Consider the following 20,639-nt stretch of genomic DNA (forward strand, 5'->3'; position numbering starts at 1 on the left):
CTTATTTCTCCGCCGAAAGCTGAACAGCGATGTAATCTTCAACAAGGGCAATTGCCGATGCCGCATTTGGCGCATCGGCACCAAGGGCATGGCGGATATAAAGCCCATCGATCAGCGCACCTGCGCCTTCGGCAATACGGTTGGCGCGCTCGTGGCTGGTCAATTGTTCCAGCGCGAAGACGAAGTTTGAATGCAGGCGGCGCGCATAGATGCGCAAAAGCCGCTTTGTGTCTTCGGATTGCTGCGCATGAACATAGAAGGTCAGCCAGGCTGCAATCGTCTCCTGCGCAAACTGCGAGGCGGAGAAGTTAACCGCGATGATGGCCGCAATACGCTCACGCGGAGTTTCTGCAAGCTTCACGGCGGCGTTCAAATCGCTTCCGAGCTCACGCAAGAGATGGCGCATGGTGGCCAGGATCAGCTTGTCTTTGCCGCCAAAATAGTGATGCGCAAGCGCGGGCGATACGCCTGCTTCATGGGCGATCTGCGCAACAGTGACGTCCAACGAACCACGCTGGCCGATAGTACGGATGGCGGCATCGATCAGTTCGCGCCGCCGTAGGGGTTCCATCCCGATCTTAGGCATAATCGTCATCCGGGTTGAGGGCTGTTGATCCCTATTGTAACTTTGATTGACTGGTCAATCAATAAAAACTCGGTGTGCACTAAAATACGGATTTTTATCCGGTTGCACGCGTGTTCAGACTGTGGGCTTGCGGGGCGCGAGCGCTCTGCATACATTCAGATGATGAGCAGAGCTTTCACCAAAGAACAGGATGACGCGCCTATTGATCTCGGCGAACGTCCCATCAGTCCGCACCGCAATCTCGTCACGCCGAATGGTTTGAAGATGATTGACGACGAGCTCGCACGGCTTCACCGCGAACTGGCCGAAGCGAATGTTGCAGGCGAGCGCTCAGCGATTGCCCGCGTTTCGCGTGATTTGCGCTACTGGACTTCGCGACGTGAAACCGCAGAACTATCCGTGCCCGAGCCGGACAGTGACGTTGTACGATTCGGCATGACGGTGGAGCTGGAAAACCTAGATGAAGGCGGTATGCGGGTCTGGACCATTGTTGGCGAGGACGAGGCCGACCCCGCCAATGGCAAAATCTCCCACGTCTCGCCCGTGGCCATAATGATGTTTGGCAAGCCCGTGGGCGATGTGCTGAAAATCAACGGCAGAGACTGGGAGATTGTAGCTGCATCTGTGTGATTTACAGCCACCCCTTCCTGCGGAAATAGAATAGCGGCAGCAAAGCTGAGGCCACCATCAAGCCAAGCGCCATTGGATAACCCCAGGGTGAGTTCAGCTCCGGCATGAATGAGAAGTTCATGCCATAGATGGATGCGACGAGTGTTGGAGGCATGAAGCCCACTGCCGCAACCGAGAAAATCTTGATGATCGCGTTCTGTTCGACAGAGATAAGCCCGACAATCGTATCAAGCAGGAATGTCACCTTGTTGGACAGAAAATCCACATAGGCGACCAGCGACTGCGCATCGCGTTCCAGCGATTTGACCCATGAGCGCGTGTCTTTCTTGGTCGCAACCGGGCTGTTGATCGCAGAGAGATAAACCAGCATTCTGCTGATGCCTGCCAGACTTTCGCGCATTCGCGATAGAAACGTACCCTGTCCACCGATCTGCGTGAGGATGTGCCGGAAATCCTCAGTCGTCATTGGCCGTGCTTTGGGCTGGCGACGATAGATCGAATGCGATGCCGCATCGATCTTGCCTGCAACGCCTTCCAGAATATCTGCCAGACGATTGGTGGTGGCCTCGATTATGCCGAGCATGATTGAAAGGCCGGAACATTTTGCATTCGGGATCAGGCCGTTGCCCGGCTTTGTCGCGCGTGTGATGTAAATGCTGACCGATTTCGGATCGGCATAGCGAACCGTTACCAGCCGCTGTCCATGCAGAATGAAAGTGACAGGTGCGAGTTCACGATGATCGAGATCCACCGCATGAAGGATCGGCACAGTCAGATATTGCGCGCCGTTCTCCATATAGAATCGGCTCGATTCCTCGATTTCCGTCATGTCTTCACGGGTCGGGATCGAGATGCCGGTCCACGCCTCAACGATATGATCTTCATTGACGCCGGGTGCGAGAAGGTCAATCCAGATAACGTTTTCAGGAAGGGGATTGCCCGGCTCAACCTCGACGCGGTCGAGATGGTCTCCGTTAAGGCAGTAAAGAGTAATCATGCGGCACCCGGTTGCGAAGGCTTCATTCTAGCGTGCCACATTGCGCGATAATTGTTAACGGAATGCGGCAGATAAGGTTAAAGCAGATTGCGCGTCGCATGTAATCCACATTGACACGCGAGATTATGACATATAATTCATCAAGTCATCCGATGACTTTGGTGATCTATGGAAACACTCTCAAGAAAAAGCCTTGCCGATGCTGCGGAACAGTCCATCCGGGCTGAGATCACGGCCGGCAATTGGCGCGTGGGTGAGCAATTGCCCAATGAAGCAAGCCTTTCCGCGAAACTTGGGGTCAGTCGTGGCACTGTGCGCGAAGCCGTGCGTGCGCTGGTCGCCCAAGGGATGCTGGAAACGCGGCAGGGTTCCGGAACCTATGTCCTGTCGGCGGCAGACATGCGCCGCAGCCTTGATCGTATTCGCCATACAAGTTTGCGTGACCGCTTTGAAACGCGGGCAGCGCTTGAGGCGGAAGCTGCCCGACTTGTTGCTCAACGAGCGACACCGGAAATGATCCGCCATCTTGAAGCGATGCTGGAGCAGCGCAACAAGCGTGCGGAAACAAGCCGAACCGATTTTGTTTCGCGAGATTTTGCCTTCCATGAAGCAATCGTCGCGGCATCGGGCAACAATGCGCTTATCGAGGTCTATGCCTTCTTTTCCCAATCCATCCGGGAGTCAATAGAGGCGACGCTCGATGGAGAGCTGCCGGAACCCGATCACGAAGAACACAGTGCCCTTATTGAAGCTATCGCCACTGGTAATCCCGACCTGGCAGGCGAAGCAGTGCGTCGATTTATGGCGCCCCTAATCAAAGAACTTGAAAGGCTGTTGGCATCATGAGCCACACAAACAATGTTTCGTTGCAGGCAGCAACGGAAGAAAATCCGGCACACAATGCGGAGCCTTTTGTTGATGCCGAGGCCGACAGCGTGCCGCAACCCGCTGCACAACGCCTGCCGAGCCAAGCTTTGCGCGTGCTACTGGGCTTAAGTCTGGTGTTGATTGCTGCCAATCTGCGTCCGGTATTTTCAAGCGCTTCGGTCCTCCTTCCAGAAATCATCGACGCAACCGGCATGTCCGGTTTTGCTGCTGGCTTACTAACGACATTGCCGGTGGTCTGTTTGGGCGTATTCGCACCTTTCGCGCCGAGACTAGCCCAACGCTACGGTGCCGAGCGCGTCTTATTGTTTGTTCTGATTGTCTTGACCATCGGCACGGCAATCCGCGGCATCGGAAGCCAGGTGTCACTGTACATTGGCGCGATATTGGCTGGTGCTGCCATCGCTACCGGCAATGTATTGCTGCCGGGGGTCGTAAAGCGGGATTTCCCTAAAACCGCTGCGATTATGACCGGCTTTTATACGATGGCACTTTGTGGCGGCGCAGCCGCTGCTGCCGGGTTCACAATTCCGATTGAGCATATGCTCGGCGGTTCATGGAACCTTGCACTGGCTTTCTGGGCAATTCCAGCAGCGCTGGTTCTCGCACTTTGGCTGCCGCAGGCGCTGCGCGCGAAGCACAATGTCGCGTATTCAGGTTTTAAGGTTGTCGGGCTTTGGAAAGACAAGCTCGCCTGGCAGGTCACACTGTTTATGGGCCTTCAATCCTCGATGGCTTATGTCGTTTTTGGCTGGCTTGCGCCAATTCTGCGAGAGCAGGGGCTGAGTGCTACGGCAGCTGGCGGTTTGGTTTCATTTTCGATCATGGTGCAGGTCGTAACCTGTCTGGCGATCCCATCGATTGCGATACGCCAAAAGAGCCAGAGCCTGCTTAATGTGGTGCTTTGCATCAGCGCGGCGTTGCCTTTGATGGGCTTTCTTTATCTGCCGCAATGGAGTTTCTGGCTTCTGGCCATTGTGCAGGGCTTTGGGCAGGGCGGTTTGATCGCTGCCGCTATGATGGTGATCGTGTTGCGCTCACCGGATTCACATACGGCAGCTCACCTGTCCGGCATGGCGCAATGCGTCGGCTATACATTAGCGGCTATTGGTCCGCTCGTTGTTGGCATGATCCATGGTGCGACAGGAAGCTTTGCCGCCTGCGGTATATTCTTTGCAGCTCTTGGCTTGGGAGCAGCCATCAATGGCTGGGGTGCCGGGCGTACCCGTCATGTCGGCGTGACGGTCATAAAAGAAGCATAAAAAAAGCCCCGGAAAACCGGGGCTTTTTCTTTGGTGCGTCAAATTTATACGAACTGGCCGAGGCCTGGGATCGAGCCGACAACGGCGTCGACTGGTTCAGCACCAGCCTTTTCCTTGGCAAAACGGATGGTTTCCTTGGCAACGCCGGAGATTTCACCCATGCCGAGGCCAGCGCCCATCAGCTGCGAGCCGAGACCCATCACGCCGCCCATCAGGCCGGAAAGCAGACCGCCACCCTTGACCTGCGAAATGGCTTCTTCGGCGCCCGGGAAAGCTGCCAAAAGCTGCTGTACTTTATCAGCCGGGCCTTCCTTCTGCAGAAATGCCAAAATCATGCCAACAGCCTTTTCAGCAGTTGCTGCATCGATGCCAACATTGGAGGTGATGCGCGCGATCAGTTCGTCCATGAGAGTCTCCCAAATTTCTTACGTTTACGTAATATGCATTCTCATTGGCGCTTTGCAAGCTTTCCTGATTTAAAATATTCGCATTTTTCTGTGACCGCATGACGCCAAAATTGCACATCAATGGATAAAATGGCTTAATCATTGTTGCAGGGCGGTAGTGCTAGTATATCGTAAGGGAGCAAACCTTTTACGGAGCGACCTGCCTGATGACTGCTGATGATGCCATTTTCCTTGGTGCAAGCCGCAAACCAGATGATTCCTACCAGCAGCCTGAATATCTGGCGCTGAAATATGGTAACAGGCATGGCCTCGTTACCGGTGCGACAGGTACTGGTAAAACGGTCACGCTGCAGGTTCTCGCCGAGAGCTTTTCGGCGGCTGGCGTTCCAGTCTTCTGTGCCGATATCAAGGGCGATCTTTCCGGCATCGCCGCCAAAGGTGTCGTCAATGACAATCTGACCAAGCGCGCAGAGGAAATTCAGCTCAACCCATATGAGATGCGCGCATCTCCCGTTATTTTCTGGGATATTTTTGGCGAGCAGGGCCATCCGGTCCGTGCCACGATCTCCGAAATGGGGCCGCTGCTGCTCTCGCGCCTGATGAACCTGACCGATGCCCAGGAAGGCGTTCTTAACGTTGCTTTCCGTTTGGCCGATGAAGAAGGCCTGCTGCTGCTTGATCTCAAAGATTTGCAGGCAATTCTCGCGGAAATGGCCGAACGTTCGGCTGAGCTTTCTGCAAAATACGGTAACGTCAACAAGGCGTCGGTTGGTGCGATTCAGCGCTCGTTGCTCGTGCTTGATCAGCAGGGCGGCTCCAAATTTTTTGGCGAACCCGCCCTTCGTATCGCTGATCTGATGCGGACGACGACCGACGGTCGCGGTGTTATCAGCGTGCTCGCAGCCGACAAGCTGATGATGAGCCCGCGCCTTTATTCCACTTTCCTTCTCTGGCTCATGTCGGAACTCTTCGAGGAGCTTCCTGAAGTTGGTGATCCTGACAAGCCGCGTCTGGTCTTCTTCTTTGATGAAGCGCATTTGCTGTTCGATGAAGCACCAAAGGCGCTGGTTGATCGCGTCGAGCAGGTGGTTCGCCTGATCCGTTCCAAGGGCGTGGGCGTTTATTTTGTGACGCAGAATCCGCTCGATGTGCCTGAAACAGTGCTCGCTCAGCTTGGCAATCGTGTTCAGCATGCGCTCCGCGCTTATACGCCTCGCGAAACAAATGCAGTGAAGACCGCTGCCGATACGTTCCGTCCAAACCCGGATTTCAAGACGTTTGAGGCGATCACCAATCTTTCAACCGGTGAAGCACTGATTTCGACCTTGCAGGCCAAGGGCGTGCCTTCGATGGTGCAGCGCACATTGATCCGCCCGCCATCGTCGCAGATTGGCCCACTGACGCCTGAAGAACGGGCGAAGATCATTGCCGCAAGCCCTGTCTCCGGCCAATATGATCAGGCAATCGACCGCGATTCAGCGTTCGAAATGCTGGCGCGCAAAGCGCAGGCAGCAGCCGACGCCCAGCAGAAGACGAAGCAGGAAGAGGCCGGTGAAGGCGGCGGTATTTTTGGCGATCTGTTGGGAACTGCGCTTGGAACTGGTCGTCGATCTGGCCGTCAGACAGTTGCAGAAACGGCTATGAAATCAGTGGTTCGTTCTGTCAGTACGTCACTTGGACGTGCGCTTGTGCGCGGCATTCTGGGCAGCTTCAAGCGCTGACAGATATTCGCCTGAAATAAAAAAGCCCCGGTTTTCCGGGGCTTTTTTTGTATCTCGTAAATTCTGGATTACATAACCAGAATAGGCGATTTCGGTGGAACGCGGTTGTAAAGATCGATGATGTCCTGGTTCATCAGGCGTACGCAGCCGGAGGAAACAGCCTTGCCGATCGACCACCATTCAGGATTGCCGTGCAGACGATAGATCGTGTCCTTGCCATCCTTGAAGATGTAAAGAGCGCGGGCGCCGAGCGGATTCTTGAGACCTGGAGCCATGCCGCCGTTGCGCGAGCTGTATGGTTCGAGTTCTGGCTGGCGGGCAACCATTTCATCCGGTGGCGTCCAGCGTGGCCATTCGCGCTTGTACTGGATGACTGCGCGGCCCGACCATGCAAAGCCGTCGCGGCCGATGCCGACGCCGTAGCGCATTGCCTGTCCATTGCCCAGCACCAGATAGAGGAAACGGTTTGCCGTATCCACGACGATTGTGCCTGGCATTTCGCCAGTTGGATCCTGAACGACCTGGCGAAGATAGCGCTTGTCCATCTTCTGGATCGGAATGGCCGGTAGCTGAAAGCCATTGTCTTCTACAGCGGCATACATGGATGCCCAGCTTCCATAAGAAGCATCGACATTGGCCTGAGGGGTCCTGTTGATAGGATTGCCATTGGCATCAACATCAATGATTGGAACATTCTGCCCCAACTGAGCGCAACCGGCGAGGCCGGCCGCCGCTGTTGCTGTCATGGCCGTCAGAAAGGAACGGCGGGTAAGGGTCGTTTGCATATGAAAACCATTTTAGTGGCGGGAGGATTTTTAGATACAACGGTTAGGGTTAATGAAGTGCGACCAACTGGTTGTGATAATCGCAGATTCTGCGGCTATAACGGCGTTGGACGCGTTTTGTTGCGGGCAAAACGCCCGATAATTGTGGCTCTCAGCCGTTCGTAATAAGGCCTAAAAGTGGCTGAAGCGCTGCAGCAGGCCTCGTGTTGCCGTTGCGACACTATTTTAGCCGCAACAGGCGGTTGTCACCCAATTTGCGTTGTTCAAGTTTTAGTGAGATTCAGTCGAGCAATTGCAGGCTCGGCAGAATGAGGGCAGGGGGATATTGCTTATACTCGTCGGGTTGGTTGGACCGGTTGATCCAGACCGCGCGCATTCCGAATCGTGCGGCCCCAGCCACATCCCAGCGATTGGACGATTGAAACGAAATCGCCGACGGATAAAGCCGCCATTGCATCGTGATGAGTTCATATACTGACGGTGACGTCTTATAACGCCTGACGCTATCGGCAGAAATGACATCATCAAGCAGGACATCGAGTGCAGAGGATTTGACTGCCGCTTCAAGCATAGCGGGCGAGCCATTGGACAAAATAGCCAGCCGCGCTCCCCGGCTTTTCAGGCTTTTGAGGGCCGCTGGCACTTCTGGATAACAGTCTAGCTTCCAGTATGCTTCAAGCAAATCGTTGCGAAGTGCCGGATCGACAGATGGATAACGTGCAAAGGCGAAATCCAGTGCTTCTTCTGTGAGCTTCCAGAAATCGCGATATTCGCCCATGAGACTGAGCGTCCACGAATATTCGAGTTGCTTGGTGCGCCAGAGCAGGGAGAAGGCCGCGCCATCCGGTCCCGCTTTATCTTCATGCCTACGCACGGCGGAATGCACATCGAACAATGTGCCATACGCGTCGAAAACATAGGAACTGTGGGACACCGATTTTCTCCGTTCGTGCATCAATCTCAAAAAAAGTAAAGTGAACCCTATCCTTATGCAATTTCAATAATAATTCATTGTGATGGGCGCTAAATTTAGAACATCCGGCATTGCCGCCTGCGGCATTGCGGCCTATGTAGATTGCGCACGCAAGTTTCCGGGTATGTGTTCGCACTGCCCCACAGTAGCTGCCTATTGTAAGCTGAAAGACAGAGGAGAGTTCCAATGGCCTTTGAACTGCCCGCCCTTCCGTACGATTATGACGCACTTGCTCCGTTCATGTCGCGCGAAACCCTCGAATTCCACCACGACAAGCACCATCAGGCTTATGTTACCAATGGTAACAAGCTGCTCGAAGGTTCCGGCCTTGAAGGCAAAAGCCTCGAAGAAATCGTCAAGGAAAGCTTCGGCAAGAATCAGGCGCTCTTCAACAATGCTGGTCAGCACTACAACCACCTCCATTTCTGGAACTGGATGAAGAAAGACGGCGGCGGCAAGAAGCTGCCAGGCAAGCTTGAAAAGGCTGTTGAATCCGATCTCGGCGGCTACGACAAGTTCCGCGAAGACTTCATCGCTGCTGGCGCTGGTCAGTTCGGTTCGGGCTGGGCATGGTTGTCGGTTAAGAACGGCAAGCTCGAAATCTCGAAGACCGCAAACGGTGAAAGCCCGCTGGTTCACGGCGCAACGCCAATCCTCGGCGTCGACGTATGGGAACATTCCTACTACATCGATTACCGCAACGCGCGTCCGAAGTACCTCGAAGCTTTCGTTGATAGCCTCGTAAACTGGGATTACGTCCTGGAGCTTTACGAAAAGGCATAATTTGCCCTTCAGTAATGACAATGAAGAGCCCCGCGAAAGCGGGGTTTTTCTTTGCGTAGAAAAAGATAAAGCGCCATTCGGGCTTAACCCAAACCCATGAGTCATACGCATGGGTTTGAGTGCAAGGGACCGGTGGGTCAGGAAATGCTTGAATTTAAAAGGTGAGTATTAATATCAAGTAATACCCTTTTTATATAGTGATAATCTTGAATGCCTCTGCGATTAAACAATAGTATTTGTATCAAGTTTTTCACGTTGTCGTGAATGCGCTGTAATAATCGATATAAACTCGACGTGTTACTTTTGAGAAGTGGGATTTATTCGGCGTCTTTGTTGCAAAGACTGAGATTGTATCGGATATTTTTACCAAGGGACGATCGTTGTTCAATTTTTAGATGCGGAGGATCGCATGCGTTCATTTTTTCTCGCCGTCAGTTCAGTGGCTCTTTTGACTGCCGGTGTGGCTCATGCCGATGCTATTGCAGATCGTCAGGCAATCATGAAAGACATGGGCCGTTCAGTTGGACAGCTCGCGCCAATGGTGAAGGGTGATAAGCCTTTCGATGCGGCAGCCGCTCTGGCTGCCCTTGAAAAGATCGATGCGGACGCAAAGAAGTTCGACGTTGATACCCTGTTTCCTGCAGGTTCCGATCAGGGCGACACGGAAGCCTCACCAAAGATTTGGGAAAACAAGGAAGACTTCGTCAAGCACGTCGAAAAATTCCGCTCTGATGCAGCCGCAGCGCTCGCGGCCAAGCCTGCTGATCTCGATGCGCTGAAGCCAGCCTTTCAGCAGGTTGCCGCCAATTGTGGTTCCTGCCACCAGGCTTATCGCGTGAAAAAGAACTGACAAGAGCATCTGAGCCAATAGCGCGAAGCCTCTCCGGGGCAGATAAGTCTACAGACTGATTTCTGATCCCGCTTCGATGCATCAGATAATGCGCAAACAAAGGGATAGGGCGGTTTCAACAATTCTACTTAAATAGAAACCGCTCTAGCAGAACAATGGTCCGTAAACTCGCATATGCTGCCGGCGCGATAGTCATCATTGGTGCCGCCACCTTTTGGGTACTGACAACGCCTCAGACGGTGGACCAGTCGGTGATTGCAGCTTTGCAGCCGGGTGATGCGACAAAGGGCGAGCATGTGTTCTGGGCAGGGGGCTGTGCTTCCTGTCACGCTGCTCCCGGCGCGTCGGCTGATGACCGTAAGGTTCTCACCGGTGGACATGAACTGGTTTCAGATTTTGGCACATTCATTGCGCCTAACATCTCTCCGTCAGCGCAGGGCATCGGTAACTGGACCCTGCATGACTTTGCAAATGCCATGCTGAAAGGTGTCGGGCGGGCAGGGGAACACCTTTACCCTTCTTTCCCTTATACATCCTATGCAAAGATGCAGCCGCAGGATGTTGCAGACCTTTTCGCCTATATGAAAACCCTGCCTGCGTCGGATAATGTAGCGCCACCGCATAAGCTGAGCTTCCCATTCAATATCCGCCGTGGATTGGGTCTTTGGAAGCAGCTTTATCTTTCCGATAAGCCGGTCGTTGAACTGGCAAATGCATCCGATCAGGTGAAGCGCGGTCAATATTTAACGGAAGCTCTTGGCCATTGTGGCGAGTGCCATACGCCACGCAATGTCATTGGCGGGCTTGATGATAAGCAATGGATGGCCGGTGCGCTTTCACCTGAAACGGGAAGCGATGGTCGCAAGGGTGTGGTTCCCAATATTACCTCTGGTGAAGGTGGTATTGGCGAATGGGGCGAGAACGATATCGCCTATGCGCTGCAAAGTGGCTTCACACCGGATTTCGACTCACTCGGCGGATCGATGGCCGATGTCGTTGCCAATATGGCGCATCTGACAGACGCAGATCGAGACGCGATTGCCGCTTATCTCAAAGCCATTCCGGCGCATTCAAACGGCTATCCGTCCAATCGCTAGAGCATAATTCCTTAAACTTGAGTCAGTTTAAGATGAAATTATGCTCTAGTTTTAAAGTGTTAGAGCGACCTTTGCGCGCCTATTCAGGCGCACGGCGCTCTAATTACCGCTTCGTACAGCGAACAACTGTTGCGGCACCGGCATTGGTGTATTTGCTCTGCATTGTGTAGAGCCAACCTTTACACTCAGCCATTGTCTTGAAGCAGCGGAAGCGATCAATCGGCACCAGCCCATCGCCATCGCTGACAAATGGTGAATCGTCTACACCGCTGAACTGACCGACAATAACGCCGCTACCGCGTGGTGGCGTATTGCAACGTTGACCCGCAAATTCGCTGACGTTTTTGCGGACTTGTGCGTTGGCGGCCGATACTGACGGTAGTGCTACAAAAGCGGAAACCAGTAAACTCAATGCGGCCGTTGAAACGGTGAAGCCCTGACGCAACATGGAACACTCCCACTATTTGAAGTTATTCAACTAGAGCATAATTCCTTAAAATTGGATCAGTTTAAGCTAAAATTATGCTCTAATTTTAAAGTGTTAGAGCGACCTTTGTGTGCCAAGTCTGGCACACGGCGCTCTAGAGCGGTTTTGGCGAATGCTGAGCCATTGAAACCGCTCTATCTATTTGTTCTCACGCATTTCCAGACGCAAAATCGGTTCCCACTTTTGCTGGAAATGCTCTAAGAAGATTATACGCCATTTGGTGAAGTTTTCTAATCTCAAATTTTCTTACAAGTTCCGATATTTGTTCACTAAATTAGGCTTAAGATCGAAAGTACGTTCACTTCTTAAGTATTAATCTTGTTGACGGAAGGCATCGTTATTTATAGACAGCAGCACGGTTCCGGCACCTGCCGCCTGCAGACGAATGTCTCGGTGAAGCCCGGCTTTTGATATCTTCACCCTCGAAGCATTTCGTTGGTGGTAATGCAGGCACCCATCGCAATTGAAATGTGATTTGAGGAGTCTGTGATGTCTTCGGGACAATCACTCGATAATCGTTTTCTGCACGCTTCTCCGGGGCGTGTGTTTCTGACCAATGTGCTGCCCATGACGCTCATCATGGTGATGAACGGCTTGCTGAGCGTGGTCGATGCAATCTTCCTGGGCCATTTTGTTGGTGCCAGAGCCATGGCTGCAGTCAGTCTGGTCTTCCCAGCAATTATGCTCACAATTGCCATGTCAACGCTGGTCAGCGGCGGCATGTCGAGCCAGATGGCAAGGCAGCTTGGTGGCCGCAGGATTTCAGAGGCGGAAGCAACCTTTGCACGCGCTCATGGTCTGGCACTTATCATCGCGTTGGGCTTGATTGCGCTATTTTTTCTGGTTGGGCGCCCGCTTATCAATGGTATGGCGGACGGCGATATGGCGCTTGCAGAAATGGCATATCTCTTTCTGTTCATCACCATTCTAGCGCTGCCGCTTCAATTTGTCCTTGGCCTTCATGCCGATGCATGGCGCAATGAGGGGCGAGCTGGCCTGATCGCGATAATGTCGGTCTGCGTGACGCTCGCCAATATTGCACTGAACTACATTTTCATTGCGAAGATGGAGCTTGGCATTGCCGGATCGGCTTTGGGTACGGTTTTTGCTCAAACTCTTGGCTTGTTGTTGCTACTTGGTTTCAGGCAATTCAAGCAGGGTACGATTTCGCTCAATGCTTTGTGGCACAACTCCTGGGTCGGCGGTTGGGGACGTATTGCGGGTCTTGGGGCTCCGCTGAGTTTGAGCTTTATTGGCATTGCGTTGAGCACGGCCTTTGTGATCAGCGCGCTTCGTTTTTCCGAAGGCTCGGACTATGCGTTGAACGTTGCGGCTTATGGCATTGTAATGCGGATATTCGGCTTCACATATCTGCCTTTGATGGCCGTAGCGCTCGCAATGCAGAGCATCGTCGGCAACAATGTGGGTGCGGGTCTTTATAAGCGCTCGGACACTGTTTTGCGCATCGCGCTAACAACAGTGTTCGTCTATTGCCTCATCATTGAGATCATTGTCCTGATGGTCAGTAATTCCATCGGCTTGATCTTTGTGGACGACCTTGCTGTGAGTGAAGCGGTGGCACAGATCATTCGCCCAATGACCTATGCTTATCTTTTCACCGGGCCAGTTTTGGTTTTTGCGCTTTATTTTCAGGCCATTGGGCAGCCCGCACGCGCAGGACTTTTGACATTGAGCAAGCCGTTTGTGCTTCTGCCTGCTTTCGTAACGGTGCTTACAGCATTCTGGGGCGTTAATGCGATCTGGTTTGCATTCACGCTCGCAGATACGGTGATTGCGCTCATAGCTTTCGCAGTTCTGATTGCCGCTTTGAAGAAGCGGACACGTGCAGGCGGGCTTGGACTGTCACCTGCAGCGAAGCTCGCAACGGAACGTTACAGCGGTTCCAGTTAAAAATGAATCGTTGGAACCGCTGTAACTGTTTGTTTTTACGCATTATCCGACGCAAAACCGCTTCGCACTTTTGCTGGAAATGCTATTAAAACGAAAACTCCCGCCGAATGAAAATCCGGCGGGAGTTCCAATTTTCTTGCATTTATTCATAAGCCGTCAGGCTTTTCCGACCGCTTTCAACGCAAAAGCATAAGTGTAGGCAACTTCTTCCAGTCGGGAGAAACGACCCGAGGCACCGGCATGTCCCGCATCCATATTGATGCGGAAAAGAACCGGATGATCGTCTGTCTTAAGCTCACGCAGTTTCGCAACCCACTTGGCAGGTTCCCAATAGGTAACGCGCGGGTCGGTCAGACCAGCCACAGCCAGAATGCGCGGATAGGCTTGCGCGCTGACATTATCGTAAGGCGAATAGGCTGCGATGTTGCGATAATCGTTTTCCGAGGTGATCGGATTGCCCCATTCCGGCCATTCAGGCGGCGTCAGCGGCAAGGTATCATCAAGCATGGTGTTGAGCACATCCACGAACGGAACTTCCGCAATGATACCACCAAAGGCTTCCGGTGCCATATTGGCGATAGCGCCCATCAGCATACCGCCTGCCGAGCCGCCATGTGCAACAATGCGATCATGGCTGGTGAAACCATGCGTGACGAGGTGTTTTGCTGCCGCGATGAAATCCGTAAACGTGTTGGTCTTCTTTTCGCGCTTGCCGTTTTCGTACCAGGCAAAACCCTTGTCCTTGCCGCCACGAATATGCGCGATGGCATAGATGAAGCCGCGATCCACGAGCGACAGACGCGAGGTGCTGAAGCTTGCCGGGATGGTGATGCCATACGAACCATAGCCATAAAGCAGGCAAGGGGCAGAGCCGTCGAGCTTTGTATCCTTATGATAGATCAGCGAAACGGGCACCAGTTCGCCATCCATTGCCGGAGCGAGAACGCGCCGTGTGATGTAATCAGCAATATTATGGCCTGATGGAACTTCCTGCGTTTTGAGCAGTGCGCGTTCACGCGTGCGCATGTTGTAATCAAACAGCTGCTCAGGCGTGGTCATCGAAGAATAGGAGAAACGAATAACATCCGTATCGTATTCCGCGCTGCCATGCAGGCCGAGCGAATAGGCTTCTTCGTCGAATGCGATGGCGTGCTGCTCGCCGGTTTCGCGATCACGGATAACGATGCGCGGCAGGCCATTATCACGTTCCATCCAGACCAGATGCCGCTTATAGGCGGAATGCGACAGGATCAGGCGTCCCGGCACTTCCGGAACCAGCTCTTCCCAGTTTTCAGGCTGCGGTGCCGCTGCCGGTGCGCGCATGATCTTGAAGTCTTTGGCCCCATCAACATTGGTCAGAATGAAGAACTCATCGCCACCGGGCGCGATATCGTATTCAACGCCTGTTTTACGAGCCATGATCAGCTGCGGTTTTGCAGATGGATCATTTGCAGGCAACAACCAGCATTCCGAAGTCTCGTGATCATGAATATCGATGAAGATGAAGTCATCGAGTGGCGAGCCACCAACGCCAAGGAAGAAACCAGCATCCTTTTCTTCAAAGATCAGCTTGTCCTGCGTCTGTGCTGTGCCGATCTCATGGTAGAAAACCTTGGATGGTCGGTGATTTTCATCCAGCAAAGTATAGAAGAAACCTTTGCTGTCAGCATCCCAGCTGCCACCGCCATTGGTATCCGTCAGAATGTCTTCGAGATCCGACAAGCTGTCGAGGTCACGTACCTTGAGCTTGTAGAACTCTGATCCCTTGTCATCATAACCCCAGATCAAACGATTGTGATCGGGTGAATGATCGGCAGATGCGAGGCGGAAATAGGCCTTGTCTTTCGCTTCCTTGTCGCCGTCGAGCAGAATGGTTTCATCACCGCCATCGCGCGGGGTGCGAATGAAGTAAGGCTGCTCGCCGCCGGTGCGATAGGATACGCCGTAAGCATAGGGGCCATCCTTTGAAGGAATGGATGAATCGTCTTCCTTGATGCGACCGCGCATCTCAGCAAAAAGCTGCTTCTGAAGTGCATCTGTGTCCTGCATCAAAGTGGTCTGGTAGGCATTTTCCGCCTCCAGATGCTCGCGGATTTCAGATGCCAGAACCGACGGGTCTTTGAACACTTCCTGCCAGTTGTCAGCGCGGAGCCAGGCATAATCATCAGTTCGGGTGATGCCGTGGCGCGTGTCGCTCGCGGGGTGCTTTGGTGCTTTTGGTGGCTGAGGAAAATTGGTGTCGTGTGGCATGTAAAATCCAGTAAAAAGCAAATGAAATCAGTCCGAACCGTTGTGCCGGTCCGGACTGTGAAGCACAGGAATTAATCCTGATCGAAGATCAGTGCATTGCCGTTCATGCAATAGCGCAGGCCAGTTGGCGGAGGGCCGTCCGGGAAAACGTGACCCAGATGTGCATCGCAATCCGAGCAACGAATTTCCGTGCGGTTCATACCGTAGGAGTGATCTTCAAATGCTGAGACGGCATCTGGTTCGATCGGCTGAAAGAAGCTCGGCCAGCCAGTACCGGACTCGTATTTAGCTTCCGACTTGTAGAGTGGCCGGTCACAGCAAACACAACGATAGGTGCCGTGTAAGGAGCTGTCGAAGTTCGGGCTTGAAAAAGCGCGTTCCGTGCCGTGCTGACGGGTGATCTGATACTGGATCGGCGTAAGCTGTTCGCGCCATTCCGCATCGGTCTTCACGACCTTCAATGGGCGGGTTTGATCGGTAGAGCTAGACATCTATATCTCCTCTCTTGAGCGAAGCCGTATGGATTTGAATGCGGCACAGTGCAAACGGACATAAACTCTTCAATATATTGTTGAATTGCTTGTGCGCTTAGATGCCTGCATGTGCTCTGCGTTTCGTAGCGATTATATAGTTGGTGGATAAGCCAAATGCGAGCTGATCTGAATGAAATATATTATAATTATGCCTTTTTGCTGCCCGACTCCCTGTTCATGGTCGCAATCAATAAATTGTGTTTGTAGTGGCGTGGGTAAATAGACTTGGCAGAAAAAAACTATTGCTTATGTGTGAGCTACAAATTAATGAAGCTGCGGAAAAGAGATGCAAATCCCCCCATCTTTAAAAATATATGGCTGAGCTGAAAATAGCGGCAAACGCGTTTGGCTACAGCATAATTCCTTAAACTTGAATCAGTTTAAGGTAACGTTATGCTGTAAATATAGATTGTTAGAGCGACCTTTGTGCGCCCAAGAGGGCGCACGACGCTCTAGTCTGAACGGGAATTGGTTTTTTGTGTTTAAGTACATTGTATTTGCACAACCAAGAAGAAATCAATTCCATTAATGTAAAGTGGTTTGACAATTCTATTGCAAATGGCACTATTCATTGGTATTCGCATCGCGAAATGAGTTGGGCAGGGCATAAGAATTCGCGTAGACGGCAATCGGTTTTGAGAGTCGCAGTCTGCTTGATAAAAAGCAAAGACAAAAAAAGGAAATACAATGGAAAACCCTGAAATTTACGACGAAAGCGCAGAACTGCTTCTCAGCCTTACTGCTGATGTTGTTGCTGCTTACGTCGGAAACAACTCCATTCGTGCGAGCGAACTGCCTCTCCTGATTTCGGAAGTGCATTCTGCTTTCAAGCGTCACGTTGAGCGTGAAGAAGCTCCGGTCGTTGTTGAAAAGCCGAAGCCAGCCGTCAATCCAAAGAAGTCGGTTACTGACGATTACATCATCTGCCTGGAAGATGGTAAGAAGTTCAAGTCGCTGAAGCGTCACCTGATGACTCATTACAGCATGACGCCAGAACAGTACCGTGAAAAGTGGGATCTCGATCCTAACTACCCGATGGTTGCTCCAAACTATGCTGCAGCACGTTCGCGTCTTGCAAAGAAAATGGGTCTGGGCCGCAAGCCTAAGGACGCATAATTATAGCGTTTCCAGCAAGAGTGCGAAGCAGTTTTGCTTTGGATAATGCGTAAAACCAAACAGTTACAGTGGTTCCAACGATTCAGTCTGAACTGGAGCCGCTGTAATCAAATCCTGGTATCGGAAGCTTGTGTTTCGATACTGACATGCGATTTGTTTGATGATGGCTCGGAATACATGAGGTAACCTTCATGCTCTCCGGGCCATTATTCATTTGAATTTATAGCATCGACTTTTGCTTTGCTTTTATCCCGCATAGCCGGTCCAAAGCCTGTTTTAATGCAATATGTCGATTAAGATCATAGCTCCAGTGCCCGCGAACACCACGAAGACGTTCGCGTTCGATAAGGCGGTTTAGGCGGCCTTTTGCCTGCCGCTGCTCCTCAGCTGGGGCGCGGAGAAGCTTATCCATATCAATCCCTGCTATGATTTGCAGCGCTGCGCGTTGTATCGCGCTCATGCGCTCTTCTTTGCGCGCGTTCAAAAAGGTTTGGGTTGCTTCTCTTAGGGCTAATTCCATTATCATACTCCTCGTCGGCTTAATTTGGTGCCGAAAGGATCGCGCATTTCGCGGTTTGATGGATAAATTCCTATTATTTATAATTTTGTTAGACGCGGTATCAATTTTCTGTTGTAAAAAACTTATCCACGCTTGCAAATTCCTCACTATAAGAAGATATTCCTATTACGGTGAGGAAAGATGAATGTCTTTGGAACTAACAGATATCATCCATACCCGGGCTGAAGCTCTTGAGGCTTTGAAGGTGATTGCGGCGCGACACGGTCGAGCCCTCAGGATAGATAATTCTGGTCGTGCGTTGGGTCGCAGGCGCCAGGAAAAAAGCGTGGAACTCTGTTACGCGTTGATCGATTTGTTGTCGGCACATTTTTCTGTAAGCGGCGCTGAACTGCGCTCGCCGCTAAGATGCAGAAGAGAAGTAGCACAGGTCAGACAGATCGGAATGTATCTGGCGCACACATCGTTTGGAATGGTGATGAGCGAGGTTGCATGTGGGTTTTCGAGAGACAGGAGCACTGTTGTTTATGCGTGTCATCTTGTTGAAGACAGACGTGATGACGAAGATTTCGATGCAGTGGTTTCCACACTTGAAAAGGTTGTGAATTCAGGGTTCTCGGCTTGGAGGATGGCAGCATGAGTGTGGCGTTATCAGCTTCTGAAACAAGATTGGTCCGCTTTTTAAAGCAAGGCGGCTGCGAAATGCAGGATTCCGTTCGCGAAACGCATGTATTGCTGGTTGGCGAGCAGGGAACTATTGCCGCAACGCGTATCGAGATCAGCGAAATGCAGAAGCGCGGCGTCATCATCTGTGATGGCCAGCGCCTGGCTCTCTCTGGGCCAATCCGCAAGGTCGCTGCAAAATGTGCCAAACCAGCAAAGACAGCACGGGTCAGTCAGACAATTGAAACGGAGCAGGGGGAGACTGTTGAAATTAATCCAGCCGAATCTCCGCTCGCAAAGCTTTATCGCCTTAGAAGTGCCGATGGTTGCAGCTTCATTTCTGAGGACGAGTTTCGGGCAGGCGAGCGCCTAAGAGCTGATTTCACGCGCGGTTCTTTAATGCCTTCGATTTCTGCGCGATGGGATGCAAGTGTGGGCAATTCGGGTCGTTCCGGTCCCGGCGGGATGGCCGAGCTGACTGATATTGCACTGGCGAGCAGAATCCGTGTGGAGCGTGCGCTGGAAGCGGTTGGCCCCGAACTTAGCGGGGTCCTGATTGATATCTGTTGCTTCCTGAAGGGATTGGAAACAGTCGAGCGTGAGCGTCAATGGCCGGTGCGTTCAGGGAAGATGTTGCTAAAAATGGGGCTGGCAATGCTGAATAGGCACTATAATCCGCCGCGCGCAGTCGAACATAGGTCGCCGACAGTGCTGCATTGGGGTGCGGACGATTATCGTCCGACTGCTCGTCCCAGCCAGGGTTGAGTGGGGGTGCTCATTTTGACCGCATTGACCCTTTGAAGACTTTGAACAACAAAGCATTAGCAGCGGGGGTGAAAATGCAAAGCAATCGGCAAAGTCTTGAACGAGTTCTTGCAGAGCTTGAAGCTCGAGCGAAAACCGAACGTGTCTTCGTTAAAATTTATGCTGAAACCGCGCGTAATGAAGCCGATGCCGCTGATCAGCGCATCAAAGAAGGACGTTCCCGCGGACCTCTGGACGGTCGGATTGTATCGATCAAGGATCTATTCGATGTAACTGGCGAGCCAACGCTCGCTGGTTCCATCGTGCGTAAAATTGGATCGCCTGCCACCAATGATGCCCTCATTGTGCAACGTTTGAGGGATGCGGGCGCGATCATTGTCGGTAAAACGCATATGACGGAATTCGCCTTTACTGCAGTCGGATTAAACCCCCATTACGGCGTGCCAGCCAATGCAGTGGACCCAACGGGCGTTCCTGGTGGTTCATCGTCGGGGGCGGCAGTTTCGGTTGCAGAAGGTACGAGCGAAATCGCCATAGGTTCAGATACTGGCGGCTCTGTGCGAATCCCTGCCGCTTTGAATGGTGTGGTTGGCTTTAAACCTACCGCTAAACGCATTCCGCTGGATGGCGCATTTCCACTGGCCCCCTCACTTGATTCTATCGGCCCTCTGGCGAAGACCGTTGCCGATTGCATTGTGACGGATGCGATAATGGCTGGCGAAGCGCCTGTTCTGCCTGATGCTGCAGATTTGAGCACGCTAACGGTTGGTTTGCCGGAAGGCGTGCTCTTGGCTGATATGGAGCCGGAAGTAGCAGAAGCTTTTGGTGAGGCGTTAAACGCTCTCAAAAATGCGGGCGTGAGGATCGTCTCGCTTGAGGTCAACGATCTTATCTTAGAGCTGCGCAAAGCAGCACGGATTGGTTCGATTGCCGGTATTGAAGCAAGCCATGTTCATGCTGACACCTGGCTCAAAGACCCGGATGCAAATGTTGATCATCGGGTGAAGTACACGCTTGCAGAACGCTTGAATGTCTCAGATCAGGCATATGAAGACCTGATGCAGACGCGGAAAAATCTGGTTCAGGAAATGGACCGGCGATTGGGTGGCATGGATTTCTTCGTAACCCCCACGACGCCAATTGTTGCGCCGACGATTGCGTCTGTCAGCGAAGATCCCGTTGAATATGACCGTGTTGAAGGATTGCTGCTGCGTAACACGCAGATCGCCAATCAATTCGACCTTTGCAGCATCACTCTGCCGATGCCGGTTAAAGGAATGCCAGCAGGATTCATGCTGACAGCCCGAAACGGTGCCGACAAGTTGTTGTTTGCTGCAGCTCTTGCCGTCGAAAAATTGCTAGAGCGTCTCCCGAAAAGCGGGAACCGGTTTTCGGAATAAGATGCGCCTAAAAACAACCAG

General features: G+C 52.4%; 21 protein-coding genes. 12 read left to right on the forward strand and 9 right to left on the reverse strand.

The features are described from left to right. Position 1 precedes the first annotated feature (1 nt). Complete coding sequence (betI, locus tag ABWV94_RS00670; RefSeq protein WP_007874105.1) at positions 2-586, reverse strand: transcriptional regulator BetI; 585 nt, start codon at positions 584-586, stop codon at positions 2-4. A 162-nt stretch (positions 587-748) separates the two neighbouring features. Between betI and ABWV94_RS00675 the strand changes: the two genes are divergently transcribed. Continuing rightward, positions 749-1,216, forward strand: a complete 468-nt coding sequence (locus ABWV94_RS00675; protein ID WP_064322382.1) for a GreA/GreB family elongation factor — start codon at positions 749-751, stop codon at positions 1,214-1,216. Between the two features lies 1 nt (position 1,217). Here the strand turns inward: ABWV94_RS00675 and ABWV94_RS00680 are convergent, their stop codons facing one another. Further along, positions 1,218-2,213: a magnesium transporter CorA family protein gene (locus ABWV94_RS00680; RefSeq protein ID WP_007874109.1), complete on the reverse strand. Its 996-nt coding sequence runs from the start codon at positions 2,211-2,213 to the stop codon at positions 1,218-1,220. Positions 2,214-2,381: 168 nt separating this feature from the next. Here ABWV94_RS00680 and ABWV94_RS00685 point away from each other — a divergent pair, with 168 nt between their 5' ends. Together ABWV94_RS00685 and ABWV94_RS00690 are read left to right on the forward strand one after the other, a co-directional pair. Further along, positions 2,382-3,059, forward strand: a complete 678-nt coding sequence (locus ABWV94_RS00685; RefSeq protein ID WP_105518279.1) for a FadR/GntR family transcriptional regulator — start codon at positions 2,382-2,384, stop codon at positions 3,057-3,059. Beyond that, a complete protein-coding gene (locus tag ABWV94_RS00690) occupies positions 3,056-4,360 on the forward strand; it encodes a CynX/NimT family MFS transporter (RefSeq protein WP_353412453.1) in 1,305 nt (434 codons plus the stop codon). Before ABWV94_RS00685 ends, ABWV94_RS00690 begins: the two co-directional genes overlap by 4 nt. A gap of 44 nt (positions 4,361-4,404) precedes the next feature. On the opposite strand, the gene ABWV94_RS00695 is transcribed toward ABWV94_RS00690, so the two are convergent. Further along, complete coding sequence (locus ABWV94_RS00695) at positions 4,405-4,767, reverse strand: hypothetical protein (protein WP_007874122.1); 363 nt, start codon at positions 4,765-4,767, stop codon at positions 4,405-4,407. A 206-nt stretch (positions 4,768-4,973) separates the two neighbouring features. Between ABWV94_RS00695 and ABWV94_RS00700 the strand changes: the two genes are divergently transcribed. Beyond that, positions 4,974-6,488, forward strand: a complete 1,515-nt coding sequence (locus tag ABWV94_RS00700; RefSeq protein WP_113485000.1) for a helicase HerA-like C-terminal domain-containing protein — start codon at positions 4,974-4,976, stop codon at positions 6,486-6,488. Between the two features lie 68 nt (positions 6,489-6,556). Here ABWV94_RS00700 and ABWV94_RS00705 read toward each other — a convergent pair whose 3' ends face one another. Further along, positions 6,557-7,273 carry a L,D-transpeptidase gene (locus ABWV94_RS00705; RefSeq protein ID WP_007874129.1) on the reverse strand — a complete coding sequence of 239 codons (717 nt, stop codon included), beginning with the start codon at positions 7,271-7,273 and terminating at the stop codon, positions 6,557-6,559. A 280-nt stretch (positions 7,274-7,553) separates the two neighbouring features. Next, positions 7,554-8,207: a haloacid dehalogenase type II gene (locus tag ABWV94_RS00710; RefSeq protein ID WP_007874130.1), complete on the reverse strand. Its 654-nt coding sequence runs from the start codon at positions 8,205-8,207 to the stop codon at positions 7,554-7,556. Positions 8,208-8,432: 225 nt separating this feature from the next. On the opposite strand from ABWV94_RS00710, the gene ABWV94_RS00715 reads away from it, so the two are divergent. The 3 genes from ABWV94_RS00715 to ABWV94_RS00725 all read left to right on the forward strand — a co-directional run bounded on the left by ABWV94_RS00715 (position 8,433) and on the right by ABWV94_RS00725 (position 10,976). Continuing rightward, entirely contained in the window at positions 8,433-9,029 is a 597-nt protein-coding gene (locus tag ABWV94_RS00715; protein ID WP_007874131.1) for a superoxide dismutase, read from the forward strand. Between the two features lie 409 nt (positions 9,030-9,438). Next, positions 9,439-9,879, forward strand: a complete 441-nt coding sequence (locus tag ABWV94_RS00720) for a c-type cytochrome (RefSeq protein ID WP_007874132.1) — start codon at positions 9,439-9,441, stop codon at positions 9,877-9,879. Positions 9,880-10,034: 155 nt separating this feature from the next. Then, complete coding sequence (locus ABWV94_RS00725) at positions 10,035-10,976, forward strand: c-type cytochrome (RefSeq protein WP_113498283.1); 942 nt, start codon at positions 10,035-10,037, stop codon at positions 10,974-10,976. A gap of 103 nt (positions 10,977-11,079) precedes the next feature. Here the strand turns inward: ABWV94_RS00725 and ABWV94_RS00730 are convergent, their stop codons facing one another. Beyond that, complete coding sequence (locus ABWV94_RS00730; RefSeq protein WP_064320321.1) at positions 11,080-11,424, reverse strand: hypothetical protein; 345 nt, start codon at positions 11,422-11,424, stop codon at positions 11,080-11,082. 528 nt (positions 11,425-11,952) lie between these two features. Here ABWV94_RS00730 and ABWV94_RS00735 point away from each other — a divergent pair. Continuing rightward, positions 11,953-13,374, forward strand: coding sequence for an MATE family efflux transporter (locus tag ABWV94_RS00735; protein WP_113498279.1), 1,422 nt, complete (start codon positions 11,953-11,955; stop codon positions 13,372-13,374). A gap of 156 nt (positions 13,375-13,530) precedes the next feature. On the opposite strand, the gene ABWV94_RS00740 is transcribed toward ABWV94_RS00735, so the two are convergent. Next, positions 13,531-15,624, reverse strand: coding sequence for a S9 family peptidase (locus tag ABWV94_RS00740; protein WP_113498277.1), 2,094 nt, complete (start codon positions 15,622-15,624; stop codon positions 13,531-13,533). Positions 15,625-15,695: 71 nt separating this feature from the next. Continuing rightward, the gene (gene msrB, locus ABWV94_RS00745) at positions 15,696-16,115 is read right to left on the reverse strand and encodes a peptide-methionine (R)-S-oxide reductase MsrB (RefSeq protein WP_007874139.1); all 420 of its coding nucleotides are present in this window, start codon (positions 16,113-16,115) and stop codon (positions 15,696-15,698) included. A gap of 729 nt (positions 16,116-16,844) precedes the next feature. On the opposite strand from msrB, the gene ABWV94_RS00750 reads away from it, so the two are divergent. Beyond that, positions 16,845-17,273 (forward strand): Ros/MucR family transcriptional regulator, encoded by a 429-nt coding sequence (locus ABWV94_RS00750; RefSeq protein ID WP_007874141.1) that lies wholly within the window; start codon positions 16,845-16,847, stop codon positions 17,271-17,273. 220 nt (positions 17,274-17,493) lie between these two features. Here the strand turns inward: ABWV94_RS00750 and ABWV94_RS00755 are convergent, their stop codons facing one another. Beyond that, entirely contained in the window at positions 17,494-17,796 is a 303-nt protein-coding gene (locus ABWV94_RS00755) for a cytoplasmic protein (RefSeq protein WP_407976329.1), read from the reverse strand. A 187-nt stretch (positions 17,797-17,983) separates the two neighbouring features. Between ABWV94_RS00755 and ABWV94_RS00760 the strand changes: the two genes are divergently transcribed. From ABWV94_RS00760 to ABWV94_RS00770, 3 genes are all read left to right on the forward strand, one after another. Further along, complete coding sequence (locus ABWV94_RS00760; protein WP_353412633.1) at positions 17,984-18,430, forward strand: helix-turn-helix domain-containing protein; 447 nt, start codon at positions 17,984-17,986, stop codon at positions 18,428-18,430. Beyond that, complete coding sequence (locus tag ABWV94_RS00765) at positions 18,427-19,218, forward strand: DUF6456 domain-containing protein (RefSeq protein ID WP_113498275.1); 792 nt, start codon at positions 18,427-18,429, stop codon at positions 19,216-19,218. The genes ABWV94_RS00760 and ABWV94_RS00765 overlap by 4 nt, the downstream gene beginning before the upstream one ends. Before the next feature lie 74 nt (positions 19,219-19,292). Further along, a complete protein-coding gene (locus tag ABWV94_RS00770) occupies positions 19,293-20,618 on the forward strand; it encodes an amidase (protein ID WP_113498273.1) in 1,326 nt (441 codons plus the stop codon). Positions 20,619-20,639: the final 21 nt, after the last annotated feature.

Source organism: Brucella sp. NBRC 12953 (assembly GCF_040369775.1).
Lineage (GTDB): Bacteria > Pseudomonadota > Alphaproteobacteria > Rhizobiales > Rhizobiaceae > Brucella > Brucella pseudogrignonensis.

What these genes read in the sequence shown, in the direction of transcription:
- ABWV94_RS00695 (WP_007874122.1), bottom strand. Translation starts at nt 4,767, where the DNA reads ATGGACGAACTGATCGCGCGCATCACCTCCAATGTTGGCATCGATGCA.
- ABWV94_RS00705 (WP_007874129.1), bottom strand. Translation starts at nt 7,273, where the DNA reads ATGCAAACGACCCTTACCCGCCGTTCCTTTCTGACGGCCATGACAGCA.
- ABWV94_RS00770 (WP_113498273.1), top strand. Translation starts at nt 19,293, where the DNA reads ATGCAAAGCAATCGGCAAAGTCTTGAACGAGTTCTTGCAGAGCTTGAA.
- ABWV94_RS00690 (WP_353412453.1), top strand. Translation starts at nt 3,056, where the DNA reads ATGAGCCACACAAACAATGTTTCGTTGCAGGCAGCAACGGAAGAAAAT.
- ABWV94_RS00750 (WP_007874141.1), top strand. Translation starts at nt 16,845, where the DNA reads ATGGAAAACCCTGAAATTTACGACGAAAGCGCAGAACTGCTTCTCAGC.
- betI (WP_007874105.1), bottom strand. Translation starts at nt 586, where the DNA reads ATGCCTAAGATCGGGATGGAACCCCTACGGCGGCGCGAACTGATCGAT.
- ABWV94_RS00740 (WP_113498277.1), bottom strand. Translation starts at nt 15,624, where the DNA reads ATGCCACACGACACCAATTTTCCTCAGCCACCAAAAGCACCAAAGCAC.
- ABWV94_RS00730 (WP_064320321.1), bottom strand. Translation starts at nt 11,424, where the DNA reads ATGTTGCGTCAGGGCTTCACCGTTTCAACGGCCGCATTGAGTTTACTG.
- ABWV94_RS00720 (WP_007874132.1), top strand. Translation starts at nt 9,439, where the DNA reads ATGCGTTCATTTTTTCTCGCCGTCAGTTCAGTGGCTCTTTTGACTGCC.
- ABWV94_RS00715 (WP_007874131.1), top strand. Translation starts at nt 8,433, where the DNA reads ATGGCCTTTGAACTGCCCGCCCTTCCGTACGATTATGACGCACTTGCT.
- ABWV94_RS00685 (WP_105518279.1), top strand. Translation starts at nt 2,382, where the DNA reads ATGGAAACACTCTCAAGAAAAAGCCTTGCCGATGCTGCGGAACAGTCC.
- ABWV94_RS00725 (WP_113498283.1), top strand. Translation starts at nt 10,035, where the DNA reads ATGGTCCGTAAACTCGCATATGCTGCCGGCGCGATAGTCATCATTGGT.
- ABWV94_RS00700 (WP_113485000.1), top strand. Translation starts at nt 4,974, where the DNA reads ATGACTGCTGATGATGCCATTTTCCTTGGTGCAAGCCGCAAACCAGAT.
- ABWV94_RS00735 (WP_113498279.1), top strand. Translation starts at nt 11,953, where the DNA reads ATGTCTTCGGGACAATCACTCGATAATCGTTTTCTGCACGCTTCTCCG.
- msrB (WP_007874139.1), bottom strand. Translation starts at nt 16,115, where the DNA reads ATGTCTAGCTCTACCGATCAAACCCGCCCATTGAAGGTCGTGAAGACC.
- ABWV94_RS00680 (WP_007874109.1), bottom strand. Translation starts at nt 2,213, where the DNA reads ATGATTACTCTTTACTGCCTTAACGGAGACCATCTCGACCGCGTCGAG.
- ABWV94_RS00765 (WP_113498275.1), top strand. Translation starts at nt 18,427, where the DNA reads ATGAGTGTGGCGTTATCAGCTTCTGAAACAAGATTGGTCCGCTTTTTA.
- ABWV94_RS00675 (WP_064322382.1), top strand. Translation starts at nt 749, where the DNA reads ATGAGCAGAGCTTTCACCAAAGAACAGGATGACGCGCCTATTGATCTC.